General features: G+C 64.9%; 16 protein-coding genes. 5 read left to right on the forward strand and 11 right to left on the reverse strand.

Annotation, left to right across the window (positions count from 1 at the left end; translation table 11 throughout):
• Positions 1-403 precede the first annotated feature (403 nt).
• On the forward strand, positions 404-1,423 hold the full coding sequence (locus AB0P23_RS04400; protein WP_027494916.1) for a DUF5914 domain-containing protein: 1,020 nt from the start codon (positions 404-406) through the stop codon (positions 1,421-1,423).
• Position 1,424: 1 nt separating this feature from the next.
• On the opposite strand, the gene AB0P23_RS04405 is transcribed toward AB0P23_RS04400, so the two are convergent.
• Both AB0P23_RS04405 and AB0P23_RS04410 read right to left on the reverse strand, forming a co-directional pair.
• Entirely contained in the window at positions 1,425-1,781 is a 357-nt protein-coding gene (locus AB0P23_RS04405) for an SRPBCC domain-containing protein (RefSeq protein WP_052061612.1), read from the reverse strand.
• Complete coding sequence (locus AB0P23_RS04410; protein ID WP_052061618.1) at positions 1,781-2,272, reverse strand: GNAT family N-acetyltransferase; 492 nt, start codon at positions 2,270-2,272, stop codon at positions 1,781-1,783. Before AB0P23_RS04410 ends, AB0P23_RS04405 begins: the two co-directional genes overlap by 1 nt.
• A gap of 228 nt (positions 2,273-2,500) precedes the next feature.
• Between AB0P23_RS04410 and AB0P23_RS04415 the strand changes: the two genes are divergently transcribed.
• Both AB0P23_RS04415 and AB0P23_RS04420 read left to right on the forward strand, forming a co-directional pair.
• Positions 2,501-2,950 carry an Hsp20/alpha crystallin family protein gene (locus AB0P23_RS04415; RefSeq protein ID WP_032374627.1) on the forward strand — a complete coding sequence of 150 codons (450 nt, stop codon included), beginning with the start codon at positions 2,501-2,503 and terminating at the stop codon, positions 2,948-2,950.
• A gap of 58 nt (positions 2,951-3,008) precedes the next feature.
• Positions 3,009-3,191, forward strand: a complete 183-nt coding sequence (locus AB0P23_RS04420) for a hypothetical protein (RefSeq protein ID WP_032374615.1) — start codon at positions 3,009-3,011, stop codon at positions 3,189-3,191.
• Between the two features lie 84 nt (positions 3,192-3,275).
• Here AB0P23_RS04420 and AB0P23_RS04425 read toward each other — a convergent pair whose 3' ends face one another.
• From AB0P23_RS04425 to AB0P23_RS04455, 7 genes are read right to left on the reverse strand one after another with little or no spacing between them, the layout of a single operon-like run.
• Positions 3,276-3,731 (reverse strand): GNAT family N-acetyltransferase, encoded by a 456-nt coding sequence (locus AB0P23_RS04425; protein ID WP_032400927.1) that lies wholly within the window; start codon positions 3,729-3,731, stop codon positions 3,276-3,278.
• Positions 3,732-3,780: 49 nt separating this feature from the next.
• Entirely contained in the window at positions 3,781-5,298 is a 1,518-nt protein-coding gene (locus AB0P23_RS04430) for an NAD(P)/FAD-dependent oxidoreductase (protein WP_032400926.1), read from the reverse strand.
• A complete protein-coding gene (locus AB0P23_RS04435) occupies positions 5,295-6,032 on the reverse strand; it encodes a class I SAM-dependent methyltransferase (RefSeq protein WP_032367575.1) in 738 nt (245 codons plus the stop codon). The genes AB0P23_RS04430 and AB0P23_RS04435 overlap by 4 nt, the downstream gene beginning before the upstream one ends.
• Positions 6,029-6,262 carry an RNA-binding S4 domain-containing protein gene (locus AB0P23_RS04440; protein WP_027494925.1) on the reverse strand — a complete coding sequence of 78 codons (234 nt, stop codon included), beginning with the start codon at positions 6,260-6,262 and terminating at the stop codon, positions 6,029-6,031. Before AB0P23_RS04440 ends, AB0P23_RS04435 begins: the two co-directional genes overlap by 4 nt.
• A 43-nt stretch (positions 6,263-6,305) precedes the next feature.
• Positions 6,306-8,492: a heavy metal translocating P-type ATPase gene (locus AB0P23_RS04445; RefSeq protein WP_363796891.1), complete on the reverse strand. Its 2,187-nt coding sequence runs from the start codon at positions 8,490-8,492 to the stop codon at positions 6,306-6,308.
• The gene (locus AB0P23_RS04450; RefSeq protein ID WP_363796893.1) at positions 8,489-8,737 is read right to left on the reverse strand and encodes a hypothetical protein; all 249 of its coding nucleotides are present in this window, start codon (positions 8,735-8,737) and stop codon (positions 8,489-8,491) included. The genes AB0P23_RS04445 and AB0P23_RS04450 overlap by 4 nt, the downstream gene beginning before the upstream one ends.
• 26 nt (positions 8,738-8,763) lie before the next feature.
• Positions 8,764-9,276 carry a GNAT family N-acetyltransferase gene (locus AB0P23_RS04455; protein WP_363796895.1) on the reverse strand — a complete coding sequence of 171 codons (513 nt, stop codon included), beginning with the start codon at positions 9,274-9,276 and terminating at the stop codon, positions 8,764-8,766.
• A 119-nt stretch (positions 9,277-9,395) separates the two neighbouring features.
• Here AB0P23_RS04455 and AB0P23_RS04460 point away from each other — a divergent pair, with 119 nt between their 5' ends.
• Positions 9,396-11,093, forward strand: a complete 1,698-nt coding sequence (locus AB0P23_RS04460) for a cutinase family protein (protein ID WP_363796897.1) — start codon at positions 9,396-9,398, stop codon at positions 11,091-11,093.
• A gap of 22 nt (positions 11,094-11,115) precedes the next feature.
• Here AB0P23_RS04460 and AB0P23_RS04465 read toward each other — a convergent pair whose 3' ends face one another.
• Together AB0P23_RS04465 and AB0P23_RS04470 are read right to left on the reverse strand one after the other, a co-directional pair.
• A complete protein-coding gene (locus AB0P23_RS04465; RefSeq protein WP_155289501.1) occupies positions 11,116-12,348 on the reverse strand; it encodes a hypothetical protein in 1,233 nt (410 codons plus the stop codon).
• 16 nt (positions 12,349-12,364) lie between these two features.
• Positions 12,365-13,900 (reverse strand): aldehyde dehydrogenase family protein, encoded by a 1,536-nt coding sequence (locus AB0P23_RS04470; RefSeq protein WP_032373368.1) that lies wholly within the window; start codon positions 13,898-13,900, stop codon positions 12,365-12,367.
• A gap of 124 nt (positions 13,901-14,024) precedes the next feature.
• On the opposite strand from AB0P23_RS04470, the gene lat reads away from it, so the two are divergent.
• Positions 14,025-15,353 (forward strand): L-lysine 6-transaminase, encoded by a 1,329-nt coding sequence (lat, locus tag AB0P23_RS04475; protein ID WP_032373564.1) that lies wholly within the window; start codon positions 14,025-14,027, stop codon positions 15,351-15,353.
• Positions 15,354-15,392: the final 39 nt, after the last annotated feature.

A 15,392-nucleotide genomic window follows, 5' to 3' on the forward strand; every position in this document is an offset into this window, starting at 1 on the left:
GAACACCGGATCCGACACCGGTAACCACTCACGCATGTCCACCGGCAACAAGAACTGCTGATCCCGATCCACCGGGCGATACCCTTTGGCCACCAACACATTCTCTCAGCCGACCACACCAGCCACCACTCAACACGCAGCACACCGAACCAGCTCAAATCGCAACAGCCCGGATCCCGCCTTTCGAGCCGAATTGTGGGCGCTGACATCAGTTGACCGGCACAGCGTGAACCGCCGACCCCCACTGGACCCACCTGATCTCGTGCACCGCTCCCCGTTCACCGGCACCCCGAGTCCACTAGATGTGACATTGACCCCCGAAAAGTCCACTCGACGTCACATTGAGTACCCCCGGGCGGGGACAATGGAGAATGAACACAATGTCTCGATGTGGGGAGCAGCAATGACCGCGCTGGATGCAGTACGACGACGCTGGCCGAAGACGATGCCACTTCAGCCGCTTCCGTCGGAGTCGTGGGCCAAGCAGGAGCCGACGTGGAAGGGTGCGAATCCCCAGGTCATCGAGTCGGCGTTGAAGCGTGCGAAGACTCGGACGTCGGGTAATTGGTTCGTTTTCGCTGCCAGTCGCGACGTGAAGGCCGACAAGCCGTTCGGTCGCTATGTCGGCACCACCGAGTTGGTTGCGTGGCGGGATTCGGCGGGCAAGGTGCATATCGGTCCGGGTGCGTGTCCGCATCTCGGGGCGGCACTCGATACCGCGAAGATCGAGTGCGACGCGTTGGTGTGCCGGTGGCATGGGCTGGCGTTGGGTCCGAAGGGTAAGGCGGGCTGGCGGCCGGTTCCTGCGTTCGACGACGGTGTACTGGTGTGGGTCCGGCTCGACGAGCTTGGCGGCGAGGAGCCGACGCCGGTGCCGGTGGTTCCGATCAGGCCCCCTGCGTCGACGTCCATTCCTGGTGTCGTCACGTTGATCGGGAAGTGCGAACCGGACGACATCATCGCCAATCGCCTCGATCCGTGGCACGGCGCATGGTTCCATCCGTACTCGTTCGCGAGGTTGAAGGTGGTGAGCGCGCCCACCGACATCGATGTGCCCGAGGAGGACGATCGCTTCCTGGTCGATGTCACGTTCCGCGTCAGTCGCGGCATCGGCGTTCCGGTTCGAGCCGAGTTCGTCTGCCCCGGCCCACGCACCATTGTCATGCGCATCCTCGACGGTGAGGGGGCGGGAAGCGTCGTCGAGACTCACGCGACTCCCCTGGCTCCTGCGCCCGACGGCACCCCGCGGACGGCGGTCATCGAGGCGACGATCGCGAGCTCGGATCGACCCGGCTTCCAGATGGCGCGCAAGGTTTCGGGATTGCTGCGTCCGGCGATGAACTTCACCGCAGCACGTCTGTGGAAGGACGACCTCGACTACGCCGAACGCCGTTACGAACTGCGCTCGACGGGTCGCGCGTGATCTAGCCTTCGACGAACGCGGCGAGTTGGCCGATGACGGTTCCCCAACCGTCATCGAAGCCCAACTCCTCGTGCATCTTTCGGTCTTCTACGTTGCGGTGCATCACGTGCGCCCGGTACTCCGTCCCGTCGGGATGATCGGCGAACGTGATCACCGCGGTCATGAACAGTTGCGGGGCAGGTCGCCAACCTTCGACGAGGGAGTTGGTGAACACGATGCGTTCCTGATGGTCGACGGCGAGGAAGCACCCGTCGATGTGCGGTTCGAAGTCGCCTCCGGGTTCACTCATCAGCGTTCGGAATGCGCCTCCGGGCTGCAGATCCCACGCGTCGGCTCGGGTCGGACTCGCCACAACCATCAGTCGTCGGCGAGGTCCTTGAAATACCGGGCGACAGGCCACCGCTCGAAACCACTCTTCTCGTAGACCGACCGCGCCGGCGCATGACCGGGATCGTCACCGGTCTCGACCATTACCATGCGCATTCCGGCGGATCTCACTCGCGCGAAAGACCGATCGAGGAGCGCCCTTCCGACGCCGGCTCGCTGCTGAGCTGGGTCGACCACCAGGACGTACACCTCACCCATGTCGTCGTTCGGGTGCAGGCGGGTACAGACCCAGCCGACCGGCGTGTCACCGTCCACGGCCACGTCCACGCTCTCGGGTTCGTCGTCGATGACGGATGCGAGATCGTCGTACTGACGTGCCTGCCACCCCTGGGGATAGAAGCAGTCGTACACGAACGACGGGACCGCCTCCTGCACGAGAGGAAACACCGGTTCCCACGCGCGAAGCGACAGTGCGAGCAACTCGGCCCGATACCGGGGGACGTACGGCACGATGGTCACCATCGGATCGAGTGTAGGTTGCAGCATTCGAGCGAGGCGGCGGTTCGACCGTCACACCGACTACTGCACGCCACCCCCATTGCGCCGCAGCACTATTGAGTCCAAAAATTTCCGAAAATGTGCCGAAAAGGTCTTGGCACTCGCCGCAATCGAGTGCTAATTTCTGTGTTGCACAGTTGAGGAGCGCCTCGCCACAGGGGCGAGCGCATCTGGGTACAGGAGGTGGTTGCTGTGCTTCGTTTCGATCCGTTCCGTGACGTCGATTCGCTCACCTCGGCATTGTTGGGTGCGTCTACCGGTTCGGACCGCGCACCGCGATTCATGCCCATGGATCTGTACAAGGTCGACGATCACTACGTACTCAGTGCCGACCTTCCCGGCGTCGACCCGGGATCCATCGACGTCGACGTCGATCGCGGCACATTGACGCTCACCGCGCGACGAACAGTGCCGGAAAGCTCCGGCGTGCAGTGGATTTCATCGGAACGGTTCGCCGGGACGTTCCGTCGACAGATCTCTCTGGGTGACGGCGTCGACACCGAGGGCATCTCGGCGTCGTACGACAACGGCGTCCTGTCGATCACCATTCCGCTTGCCGAGCGAGCGAAGCCGCGCAAGGTCGACATCGCTCGTGCCGAGCTGACCGGCGAGCAGAGATCCATCGAACACCAATCGACCTGATCCGTCACGCGCACAAGCACATCGAGCACTGTCGAACTACTCAGGGAGGGTGATGCATATGGAAACGGATACCGTGGTCTGGCCGGAATCTCCCGATCGTGACCAATGGTGGCGCACGGTTCTCGGGGTCGGGACCGAGATCCGTGAATGCGCCGCGGCCGATCTACTGGATCAGCAGCGAGCAGAGCCGGTCGACGACGACCTCTACCCGCACGTACCGCGACAGCCCGTCGCTGCGTGATCCCAACGACCGCAAGGCCGGCACCGACATTCGGTGCCGGCCTGCGTCATTGCCGCACCGAGTAACTGGTCACAAGGCCAGACATCACAGGACCAACGAGTAGAACGTGCTCGACGGGTCCACGACGTAGTCGCCGAACGGGGGCACTGCGACGAATCCATGTCGCTCGTAGAGGCGTCGAGCTGCGGCGAAGTAGTCCTGGGTACCCGTCTCCAGGCTGACGCGCTCGAACCCCAACCGCCGCGCCTCCGTCAGAACGTGCTCGAGCAGTTCGGACGCCACCCCGCGGCCTCGCGCGAAACGCGAGGTGCGCATCGATTTCAGTTCTCCGTGTTCAGGAGTGAGTGTCTTCAGCGCGGCAATGCCGAGCAGTGCCCCGGCCTCCCACGCCGTCCACACCCCCATGTCCGGCCCGCGCAGACCCGACAGATCCAGTGCGTGAACACTCTCTGCCGGGGACGTCGCGTGCATGTCCGCAAGGTGCTCGACGAGCAACGCACCGACCTCCGGCCGCGACAGATCGTCGACCTCGAGACGCATGCAACCTCCTGTCGTGAGTGGAAGTTCGACCCCTGCTACGAAGTACCACTCACCTGCGGCGAAGCCGCTCCAAAGCGTCGAACATCTTGAATCGTCCACTCGTGGGTACGGTTTCGATGTCGTGGCCGGTGACGCCCCAGCCCGCCAACAGGGTGTTCGCTGCCTGCAGTCCGGTGGTGGCGGCACGTTCCATGAGAGCAACGGGCAGATCGATTCGAATGCCGTCACCCGCGAGTACCAGCGAGGGCTCGGGGGTGCGCACGGTGGGTCGCTCGGCGAATGCTCCGAGGCCGAACATCGGACAGTCGTCTCGCCATTCGGATCGTTCCGCGATTACTTCTGCCGCAGCGGTTTCCGGGTAGATCTCGTGCATGCGAGCCATCAGCTGCGCGCGGGTGACCTCCTCGGATTCCTCGGCGGCGTAGGCATGCAGTTCGACCACGGAACCTCCGGTCCTCGCTGCCCACTCCGCGGCCTCGTCCTCGAACCGCTCGAGCACACTGATGTTGTCGATCGGAGGCATACCGCCGGTGCCGATGAACGCGGGACGATCGGCATTCACCGCCTTGCTCAGCCACACGCGGTGGACCATGAAAGGCGGGGTGTTCTGCAGCGCGCCGATCTGCTTGCGCCACGCCGGCGTCCCGAGCTCGGGGGATTCCTCGAGCACCCGCTGCAATCCGGCGATGTCGGTAGCGAGGACCACCGCGTCGGCGTCGATGATTCCGCCGGCGTCGACGCGGAACTTGCGCAGGCCACCGCGGGTGATCTCGCCACACGGAGTGGACGTTCTGATCTCGACACCGAGACCGCTGAGGTACTCCCCCAACGGGTTCCACAGTGCCTGTGGGTAGGGATCGCGGGGGACGTCGAAGATCAGACCCTCGGAGGAGCCGAGGAAGTAGATGTGGAACATCATCGCCAGTTCGGCAGCCGACATCTCCTCCGGGTCGGCGAAGAAGCTGCGTGAGAACACCCCGAACGCCAGATGGCGTGCCGCTTCGGGGAAGTTGATGTTGCGCAGGAACTCCGCCGCGGGAGTGGTGTCGAGTTCGTCGAAGGTCTTCGGCACGCTCACCGTCATCAGTGGCAGGGCGGCGATTCCGTTGAGATCGGTGAGGTCCTTCCACCGGAACGTCGGACTGCGCTTGACGAACGCGAATGCATTGAGCGGTGGCGTCTCGGGCAGACCCTTGAATCCGTCGATACGTCCGTCGCCGTCGATCAGCGGGTAGTCGTCGACCGGGCGTAGACGCGCCAGGTCGGGGTCGGTGCGGCGCAGCAGGTTTCGCAGGTTGTAGTACTGCCGGAAGAACGCGTGGAAGCCGCGGCTCATCGTCGCGGGCGAGCCGTCCTCCAGCGTCGTGTCCCAGCCACCGACGCGGCCACCGAGGTAGCTTTCGCGTTCGACCAGATGAACCTTGACGCCGCGTTCGGCCAGCGCGGTCGCGGCGCTCAGCCCCGCGATACCGCCGCCCACCACCACCACATGCGGGACGTCGGCCAGCTGGCCTGCGTCCGAATATCCTTGCACCGCAGCATGGGTGACCTTCTTGGAGTCGGTCAACGCTCTTCCTTCGCGGGTCGAGAGCCCAGGAACGTGTGCACCACACCGTTCTGCCATCCGGTCATCGTCTCTCGGGCGACACCGCTGTAGCCCGCACGCTGCATCCGTCGCATGAACGCCGATGCGCCGTCGAACGTCACGACGCTGCGCCACAGATGCCGATACAATGTGGCGTCTCGCGTCGCGAGCCAGCCGAGCGGGATGATGATGCCCCAGCTCACGACGTTCCAGGAGATGCGAGCACGCAGTGAATCGTGCACCGAGTATTCGTGGAACGCGATCGTCGAACCCGGACGCAGCAGCGCCAGTAGCGATTTGAGTTCGGTGTCGGGGTCGTCGACGTTCCTGATCAGATATGCGGCCAGGATGGCGTCGAACGGTCCGTCGACCCCGTTCACGGCCAGATCCTCCACCCGCGAATGCACGAACGTGACGTTCGACGGCCAGTCCTTGCTCCGGGCGACCTCGAGCATCTCGGCGGACGCGTCGGCGGCGACGATCTCGGCGTGCGGTGCCGCTTCGAGCAGCGCTGCGGTGGACGCACCCGTACCGCAACCGATATCGAGCAGGCGCAGTCCGCTCCCGAGGTCGGGGATGCGGAGGCGCTGCGCGGACTTGACGAGGTGCTCGTGGTAGCCGGGGTTCGCTCCGACGAGTCGGTCGTACGCCTTGGCACCGACGTCGAATGCGCCGGGAACTTCGTTTCGCGGCAGACCGCGCTTACCGACCTTCACAGTGCCTCTTCCTTGCTCACGCGGGCAGCTGGCCCACCCTGGACCGACACGACATCTCCGTGCTGCAACTGCCGTCCGCGGCGGATGTCCACGTCCCCGTTGACGCTGACCAGGCCGTCGGCGATGATGCCCTTGGCTTCGGCACCGGATTCGATCAGGTTGGCGAGCTTGAGGAATTGGCCCAGCCGGATCGATTCGTCGCGGATGGGGACATCGTGTGCATCGGACATGTCTCCATCCTGTACTAGCGGGCCGCTCGCTGCTACCAACGAGTCACATCGTGGCGCGGAAGCGGCGCAACCGCAGGCTGTTGCTCACCACGAACACCGAGGACAGCGCCATCGCCGCCCCGGCGAGCATCGGGTTGAGCAGGCCCGCGGCCGCGAGGGGTATCGCCGCGACGTTGTAGGCGAACGCCCAGAACAGGTTGCCCTTGATGGTGCTCAGTGTGCGACGCGAGAGCCGGATCGCATCGCCGACGGCCCGTAGGTCGCCGCGGACGAGCGTCAGATCACTCGCCTCGATCGCTACATCTGTACCGGTCCCCATCGCGAGCCCCAGGTCGGCGGTGGCCAGCGCTGCCGCGTCGTTGATGCCGTCGCCGACCATCGCCACGACCTTGCCTGCGGCCTGCAGTTCACGAACGGCATCGACCTTGCCCGACGGCAGCACACCGGCAACGACCTGCTCGATGCCTACCTCCGCGGCGATCGTTCGGGCGGCGGCCTCGTTGTCGCCGGTGAGCATGACCGGCGTCAGGCCCAGCTCGCGCAGTTCTGCGACGGCCTGCTTCGACGTCGGCTTGACCGAGTCGGAGACCACCAGAACCCCGCGAGCCTTCCCGTCCCACCCGATTGCGACGGCGGTGCGTCCCTGGCGTTCGGCGTCGTCGAAGGCGTCGGCCAGTTCCGGTGGCAGGGGCATCGACCAGTCGGCCAGCAGGCTGCGACGGCCGATGACCGCGGCGCGACCCTCGACGACGCCCTGGACACCGAGACCCTCGAGGCTGGTGAACTCCTCGACCGACTGGGACAGTGCCCCGCCTGCGATGGCCCGCGCGATGGGGTGCTCCGAACCCGATTCCAACGCTGCCGCCACGGCACGGACCACGTCCTCGTCCTCACCGTCGGCCACGTGCACCGAGTGCAGTGTCATCTCACCGGTGGTCACGGTGCCGGTCTTGTCCAGCACGACGGTATCGATGCGGCGGGTCGATTCGAGCATTTCTGGGCCCTTGATCAGAATCCCCAGCTGCGCCGCCCGACCGGTGCCGACCATCAGTGCTGTGGGGGTGGCCAGCCCGAGTGCGCAGGGGCACGCGATGATCAGGACGGCTACCGCCGCCGTGAAGGCAGCGGCCACCGAATTGCCGGTGCCGAGCCAGAATCCGAGCGTTGCCACCGAGATGGCGATGACGATCGGCACGAAGATTCCCGAGATACGATCGGCCAGACGCTGGGCCTGAGCCTTGCCGGTCTGCGCATCTTCCACCACCTTCGCCATCTGCGCGAGCTGGGTGTCTGCACCGACTCTGCTGGCGCGCACGGTGATTCGACCACCGACGTTCACCGTGGCTCCGGTCACCGCGTCGCCGGCCCCGACCTCCACCGGCACCGACTCGCCCGTCAGCATCGACCGATCGACGGCCGAGGATCCACTCTCGACGGTTCCGTCCGTGGCGATCTTCTCACCCGGACGAACGACGAACAGATCGCCGACGGCGAGCTGATCGATCGGAATCTGTTGCTCCTCATCGCCTTTCACCACGGCGACGGTCTTGGCACCGAGGTCCATCAGTGCGCGCAACGCCGCACCGGCCTGCCTCTTGGACCTGCTCTCGAACCACCGGCCGGCCAGGATGAAGGTGGTGACACCCGCAGCCGCCTCGAGATAGATATTGCTCGCCCCGTCCATCCGCGCGATAGTGAACTCGAACGGATGCGTCATGCCGGGCTCGCCGGCTGTACCGAAGAACAGCGCATACAGCGACCAGCCCAGTGCAGCAAGGGTTCCCATGCTCACGAGGGTGTCCATCGTCGACGTACCGTGCTTCAGGTTGGTCCACGCGGCCCGGTGGAACGGCAGCGCTCCCCAGACGACGACCGGCGCGGCGAGAGTCAACGACAGCCACTGCCAGTTGGTGAACTGGAGAGCTGGAATCATGGCCATCGCGATGACCGGAATGCTGAGCACTGCCGAGACGACCAACCGCTGTTTCAGCGGATCGGTAGGGAGATCGTCCTGTGGCTCGGCGGCGGGCAGCGTGGCGGTGTACCCGGCAGCTTCGACGGCGGCGATCAGGTCTTCGGTAGCAACACCGTCACTGGTGACGCGCGCCTTCTCGGTGGCGTAGTTGACCGTCGCCGATACCCCGTCGAGCTTGTTGAGCTTGCGCTCGATGCGGTTGGCGCACGACGCACAGGTCATGCCGCCCAGAATCAGTTCGGTTTCCGTACTCATCCCCGATTCCCTTCTGCCTCGATGACGAATGTGGCCGTGCGGACGACACCCTGATGCTGGAAGTCCGGATGAAGCGCAGATGTTCCGACGTGCGACTCGTGGTCGGAATGCGTCGGTTCGCTGGGCGACCCGTCGGGTCCGATCGCGTGGCCGACGAACAGGGCGAGAAAGAAGACGAGGGCTATGCCGACGACGAATCCGACGAGCTTGGTCGGGGTGCCGAGTTCATGTCGTGTGGAGTTCACATCCCTACCCTACCCCCCCAGGGTATCTAGTGGGTAGTGCCGATCGCCTTCTTGAAGCCGACGTGTGAGGCAGTGAAGCCCAGACGGGTGTAGAACCGGTGGGCATCCACTCGACGCGAGTCGGACGTCAGCTGCACCAGAGCGCACCCTCGCCGCGAGGCCTCCTCGATCGCCCACTCGATCAACGCGCCACCGAGCCCGCGGCTGCGCCAGGTAGCGGCCACCCGTACGGCTTCGATCTGAGCGCGCAACGCACCACCTCGCGCCAGTCCCGGAATGACCGTCGACTGCAGAGTTCCCACCACCTCGTCACCGTGCACGACGACGACCAGCACGTTCCGTGGATCGGAGGAAATGTCCTCGAAAGCGGTGCGATATCCGTCCATGTTCTCGACGGATTCGCGCGTCGCGCCCAACTGGTCGTCCGCCAGCAGCGCCACGATCGACTCGAGGTCCGACGCCACCGCCTCACGCACGACGCAGGTCGATCCATCGGTCAGAGCTAATTCCATCGGTGTCATTCGGGCGTGAAAAGTCATGTCCACGACGGTAAACGAAGCGTTTTGTAACGCGAACCATCCGAGCGACGAAATGCCGGGTAACCCACTGGCAATTGCAGTCGGGATCGGTTCGGGCGTGGATGATGGGGATCGAAAACATGAATGGTGGCAAGTCGAAGCGTGTGCGCATCGCGCTCAGCGCGTTTGCGATCGGCGCACTCGGTGCCGGAGTGCTGGTAGCAGCACCCTGGTCTGCGTCGGAAACGAGTGTCGAGGCCTCCGTCGAGCTGGTCTCGACATCGACCTGCTACGACATGGTGAGCATCGCCATCGGCGGACGCGGCGACACCCCACGCGAGGGCGTCAAGTGGCTGACCAAGCCCGACGGCACCCGCCTCCCCGCAGCGATGTCCGGTGACTACTCGAGCGACTGGATCGACCAGGCCGTGCGAGCTCCGAACAACGGCAACGTGGTTCCCGACTCCTACGCCGCGGTCTACGTCGAGTACCCGGCCGACCTGGCGAGCTACGAGAACGCCGTGCAGACGGGCGTCACCAACTCGCAGACCATCATGAAGGAAATCTCCGCGTCCTGCCCCAAGACTCGCTTCGCCATCGTCGGCTACAGCGAAGGCGCAGACGTTGCTCGCCGCACCGCCATGGAAATCGGCAATCAGGCCGTTCCCGAGGACGGCAAGTACGGCATCATCGACCCCTCGCAGGTCGTCGGCGTCGTCATCTTCGCCGACGCGGGACGCGTCGCAGGAGAGGGACCGTTCCCCGGTGCCGAGAACCCGTTCAGTAACCCGGACGGTTTCGACACCAAGTACCAGAACGGCAACAACGCCATCCCCGGACAGGGTGCATTGCCGGGAACGTCGGGCGGCTTCGGCGCACTCGACGGACGCGTCGCGTCCTTCTGCTCCGACGGTGACCTGACCTGCGCACTGCCCGCCAACACGTCGCTGATTCACCTGGCCGCCAACGTCGGTCGACAGGTCAACGCCGATGCGCTGCAGAACGAGAACCTCACCCCGGCCACCGGAGCCGACCTGGCTCTGGCACTGGGACGCATCGCAGTCAACGCCTTCAACGACATTGCGTCGCAGCCCAATTGGATGCAGAGCGACGAGACCTTCCTCGACGTACTGATCAAGGTGTCCGAGCCCAACTACAAGCCCGGCACCGCAACGACCCCCGTCTCGGCCAAGGTCGATGGTGAAGAGCCGATCGAGACCGGCCAGATGGTCGACATGGTGTACCTGCCGCAGAAGATCTTCAAGGAGATCACCGGGTTCATCTCGTCCAACCAGAACACGATCCCGGTCATCATGAACGATCCCTACGGCCTGACCCTCGGGCCCGGCTCGGGACACCACTTCGACTACTGGCGCGACGCCGACGCCGCCAACGGCAAGCCACTGACCTCGGTGCAGTACGCCGCAGCCTGGCTGACCCAGCTGGCCGAGCAGGCCAACCGGGGCGAGCCGGTGAAGACCAAGGAAGTACAGGAGAAGGCAGGCCGCGCAGCAATCCAGGCCATCGCCGCCACACCCGAGACCACCACCTCGGCAACGGCAACTCCGACGGCAACGACGACAGCACCGGTCACCACCAGCCCCGCTGCCCCGGCCGCCCCCGTTGCGCCTGCTCCCGCCCCCGCGGCCGAGGTGCCGGCACCCGCACCGGCACCGGCTCCCGCTGCCGAGCCTGCAGAACCGGCCTGCACGACTCCGGTCGAGGGCGAGACACCCGTCGAGGGCGCACCGCCGGTATGCGTCACCGCGCCCGCCACGGAAACGCCGGTCACCCCCGAGGCCGCAGCTCCGACGACGACTGTCGCACCGACCCCGTAGGTGTGTGGAAACTCGTAGCCCACTACGAGTTTCCACGCACGACGGGTGAGCGACGCGCCAGCAGAACAGCGGCACCCGTCACCACAGCAAGAACCACGAGCCCGGCCACCGACAGCACCAGGTGGTCGGGCTCGCTTGTGCGTGTGGCAACGGCGCTGTCGTACACCGAGGCTGTTTGATAGCTCGCAGCGTAGGCGGTGACAGGGAGCGCCATGACGAACAGCGCCGGCAGTGAGATCACCAGAGATCCGGGCGAGGTCGCCAGTGCGGAGACCAGAACATAGGCCGCAACGAGCGGCAGAGCGAACTGCGAGACGATCGGAATGTCGACGTAGTTCTCCGTCAGGCTCGTAGCAGCGATGACGAACAGGCCGCCCAGCCCGATGTACAGCTGCGGCCACCGGTAACCGATCCCGGCTCCCACTACCAACAGTGCTGCGCTCGCGCACAACCGAACGGCATCTCCCGCGGCGAAGCCGGAGGTGCCCAGGGCCGTCGCCGACACTGCGAACAACACCAGCAGCAGCCGTCCGTCCCGCCCCGGAAGTAGGAACGACGCCAGCAGCGCGGAAGCCGCCATACCGACGAGAGCAACGAGCCACTCGACGCTCCGCGTATCGGCATCTGCCGCAATCCAGCTCAGGACGCTGGCCACGACGGGCAGCGACAGGCCGACGAGCAGAATCCGCGGGGTCTCGGGTGGCTGCACCACCTCGTGATGGCGTGCCAGAAACAACGTGACTGCCGCGGCCACTGCAGCGATCACCATGACGATCGCGCGCTCGGGCGCCACATCGTCCTCGGCACCGACCACATCCCAGACGAAGACGGGACCGTCGTTCGCCTGCAACAGCGCATCGAGCCAATAACCCAGCAGCCCGGCGCCCACAACCGAGACACCCAGGGCGGCCTGTGCACCACGGTGGTGTCCCGACAAAACCGCGGCCGCACCCAGCAGCACACCGGTGCCCACTGCAGCGGCCCAGTGCCCGAGCATCCCGGGCACCATTCCGACGGTCTGGAACACCACGACGAGCAGCGCTGCCATCGCCACAATGGTCGCAGTTGGCGCACTGGCCCGGGCCGCGGAGACCGCCGTCCCACAGGCAGCGACGGCAACGACTGTGAGCCCGTTGACAATCGACCAGAACGACCCGAATTCCGCAGTGCTGTTCACCAGCGACTCGACGGGGCCGATGTCACTGATGGCATAGCCGAGAACGAAACCGGCCAAGAGCATCGACAGTACTTTCATACTGCCGATCATGCCGTCAGCCGAATTTCACTCCCTGCGCCAGGGGCAGTTCGTTGGAATAGTTGACCGTGTTCGTCGCCCGGCGCATGTAGGCCTTCCATGCGTCCGAACCTGATTCGCGTCCGCCGCCGGTTTCCTTCTCACCACCGAAAGCACCGCCGATCTCGGCGCCCGAGGGACCGATGTTGACGTTCGCGATACCGCAGTCCGATCCCGCAGCCGACAGAAAACGTTCTGCTTCACGCAGGTCGGTGGTGAAGATCGACGACGAAAGCCCCTGTGGCACATCGTTGTGCAGGGCGATGGCCTCGTCGAGGGTGTCGTAGGTGAGCACGTACAGGATGGGCGCGAACGTCTCGTGCCTGACGATGTCGGTCTGGGCGGGCATCGTCACGATCGCGGGCTGCACGTAGTACGAATACTCGTCGACGACATTCACGCGCTCACCGCCGACCACCACCGTTCCGCCGTCGGACTCGGCGGCCTCGAGCGCCTTCTGATAGCCGGCGAACGCGCCAGCGTCGATGAGCGGTCCCACCAAAGTGTCGCTCTCCAAGGGAGATCCGATGGACAGCGTCTCGTACGCCGAGACCAACTTGGCCACCAGTTCGTCCGCAACCGAGGAATGCGCGATGACGCGTCGGAGCGAGGTGCACCGCTGACCGGCCGTACCCGCAGCCGAGAACACCAGCCCGCGCGTCGTGAGATCGAGGTCTGCCGACGGCGTCACGATCGCCGCGTTGTTGCCGCCGAGTTCGAGCAGCACGCGCCCGAATCGCTGCGCAACCCGCGGCGCAACAGCCTTGCCCATCCTGGTCGAACCGGTTGCCGACACCAGAGCAACACGCGAATCATCCACCAGCGCTTCACCGGACGCTCGGTCCCCGATCACCAACTGAGCGATCTTGGGATCCACGCCTGCAGCGGCAGCAGCACGCTCGAACAGAGCCTGCACGCCGACGGCAGTCAGCGGGGTCTTCTCCGACGGCTTCCAGATGACGGTGTCCCCGGCCACCAACGCCAACGCCGTGTTCCAGCTCCACACCGCGACAGGGAAATTGAACGCCGTGATGACGCCGACTACACCGAGCGGATGCCATTGCTCCATCATGCGATGCCCGGGGCGTTCGGTGGCAATGGTGTTGCCGTACAGCTGACGTGACAGGCCGACGGCGAAGTCGCAGATGTCGATCATCTCCTGCACTTCCCCGAGCCCCTCGGAGACGATCTTTCCGGCCTCGATGGAGACCAGCGCGCCGAGGTCCTCCTTGTGCGTACGCAGCAGTTCCCCGAGTTCTCGGATCACCTGACCCCGCGCCGGTGCCGGCACCTGCGACCACGAGACGAACGCCGCAGCTGCGTCCGCGATGACACCGTCGACGTCTGCGGCAGAGGCCGATGCCAGCGACGCCAGATTTCCGCCGGTGATCGGCGATCTCGCGGTGATCGCGTCGGGACCGGCCGGCACGTCGAGCGCGATCGTCGCACCCAGCCGGTCGAGAATGGCGCGCGTACGCACACTCAGCTCGTCGTGGGTGATGGATGCAGACATGCGCGTACACCTTCCGTGGAGAGAATCGAACCGTCGGACATAAGCCTACCGACGGGGGTTACAACCGCATTATTTCCTGCCTAATGGTCTTGCTTACGGAATATTAACGCGTATGTTCGTCATCATGACGCAAGTATTACAGCGCACCGGAGTGCCCATCGACGCCTCGACCGCTCGCGGCGTGATCGGTGAACACCTACTGGCCGACGGTTTCGAGCTGGTCCTCGACCTCGACGCCTCCACCGGGTCCACCCTGGTCGATGCCCGAGACGGCACTCGCTACCTGGATCTGTTCACCTTCTTCGCGTCCAATGCTCTGGGTATGAACCACCCCGCCTTGATCGACGATCCGAATTTTCGGGCCGATCTGCTGCAGGCGGCGATGAACAAACCCAGCAACTCCGACATCTACACCGTGCCGATGGCACGTTTCGTCGACGCGTTCGCCCGGGTGTTGGGCGATGCTCGGCTACCGCACCTGTTCTTCGTCGAGGGCGGTGCGTTGGCAGTGGAGAACGCATTGAAGGTGGCATTCGACTGGAAGTCCCGGTGGAACGAGCGCAAGGGAATCGATCCGTCCCTGGGCTCGCAGGTGATGCACTTCGAGCACGCGTTCCACGGGCGCACCGGGTACACGATGTCCCTCACCAACACCGACCCGAACAAGGTCGCGCGCTTCCCGAAATTCGACTGGCCCCGAATTCCGTCCCCGTTCATCAGATCCGACGCGAACATGGACGAGCTCGAAGACGCGTCGTTGACGGCCGCACGGCTGGCCTTCGAAGCCAATCCGCACGACATCGCCTGCGCCATCATCGAACCCATCCAGGGCGAGGGCGGGGATCACCACTTCCGGCCCCGCTTCCTGCAGAAGCTGCGCGCACTCTGCCACGAGTTCGACGCACTGTTCGTCATGGACGAGGTGCAGACCGGAGCCGGAATGACCGGCACCGCATGGGCTTTCCAGCAGCTCGACGTCGTCCCGGATGTGGTCGCCTTCGGCAAGAAGGTCCAGGTCTGCGGAGTGATGGCGGGCGGTCGCGTCGACGACATCGACGACCACGTATTCGCGGTCAGCTCCAGAATCAACTCGACGTGGGGTGGCAGCCTCACCGACATGGTGCGATCGCGTCGAATATTGGAGGTCGTCGAAGCCGAGAACCTCATCGAACGCGCCGGCCAACTCGGAACAGTCTTGCTGAAGCAGTTGCAGGAGTTGGCAACTCGACATGAGATGGTCTCCGAGGTTCGTGGCCGCGGACTCATGTGCGCCTTCTCCCTGCCCGACGCCACGACCCGCGACCGAGTGATCGAACTGTTGCGCACCGAGGAGCACGTACTTGCGCTCGGCTGCGGCGACGCGGCAGTGCGATTCCGGCCGGCACTGACAGTCACCGAAACCGAACTGACACAGGCAATCGAGTCCATCGATCGGGTGTTGAGTCGGCTCTGACCCACCGCGTCAGGCAATCCTTGACACCAGCCGCCGCCT

Source organism: Rhodococcus sp. NPDC077669, assembly GCF_040686915.1.
Classification (GTDB): domain Bacteria; phylum Actinomycetota; class Actinomycetes; order Mycobacteriales; family Mycobacteriaceae; genus Rhodococcoides; species Rhodococcoides fascians.

What these genes read in the sequence shown, in the direction of transcription:
- AB0P23_RS04440 (WP_027494925.1), bottom strand. Translation starts at nt 6,262, where the DNA reads ATGTCCGATGCACACGATGTCCCCATCCGCGACGAATCGATCCGGCTG.
- AB0P23_RS04400 (WP_027494916.1), top strand. Translation starts at nt 404, where the DNA reads ATGACCGCGCTGGATGCAGTACGACGACGCTGGCCGAAGACGATGCCA.
- AB0P23_RS04410 (WP_052061618.1), bottom strand. Translation starts at nt 2,272, where the DNA reads ATGGTGACCATCGTGCCGTACGTCCCCCGGTATCGGGCCGAGTTGCTC.
- AB0P23_RS04465 (WP_155289501.1), bottom strand. Translation starts at nt 12,348, where the DNA reads ATGAAAGTACTGTCGATGCTCTTGGCCGGTTTCGTTCTCGGCTATGCC.
- AB0P23_RS04420 (WP_032374615.1), top strand. Translation starts at nt 3,009, where the DNA reads ATGGAAACGGATACCGTGGTCTGGCCGGAATCTCCCGATCGTGACCAA.
- AB0P23_RS04455 (WP_363796895.1), bottom strand. Translation starts at nt 9,276, where the DNA reads ATGACTTTTCACGCCCGAATGACACCGATGGAATTAGCTCTGACCGAT.
- AB0P23_RS04425 (WP_032400927.1), bottom strand. Translation starts at nt 3,731, where the DNA reads ATGCGTCTCGAGGTCGACGATCTGTCGCGGCCGGAGGTCGGTGCGTTG.
- AB0P23_RS04460 (WP_363796897.1), top strand. Translation starts at nt 9,396, where the DNA reads ATGAATGGTGGCAAGTCGAAGCGTGTGCGCATCGCGCTCAGCGCGTTT.
- AB0P23_RS04445 (WP_363796891.1), bottom strand. Translation starts at nt 8,492, where the DNA reads ATGAGTACGGAAACCGAACTGATTCTGGGCGGCATGACCTGTGCGTCG.
- AB0P23_RS04405 (WP_052061612.1), bottom strand. Translation starts at nt 1,781, where the DNA reads ATGGTTGTGGCGAGTCCGACCCGAGCCGACGCGTGGGATCTGCAGCCC.
- AB0P23_RS04470 (WP_032373368.1), bottom strand. Translation starts at nt 13,900, where the DNA reads ATGTCTGCATCCATCACCCACGACGAGCTGAGTGTGCGTACGCGCGCC.
- lat (WP_032373564.1), top strand. Translation starts at nt 14,025, where the DNA reads ATGACGCAAGTATTACAGCGCACCGGAGTGCCCATCGACGCCTCGACC.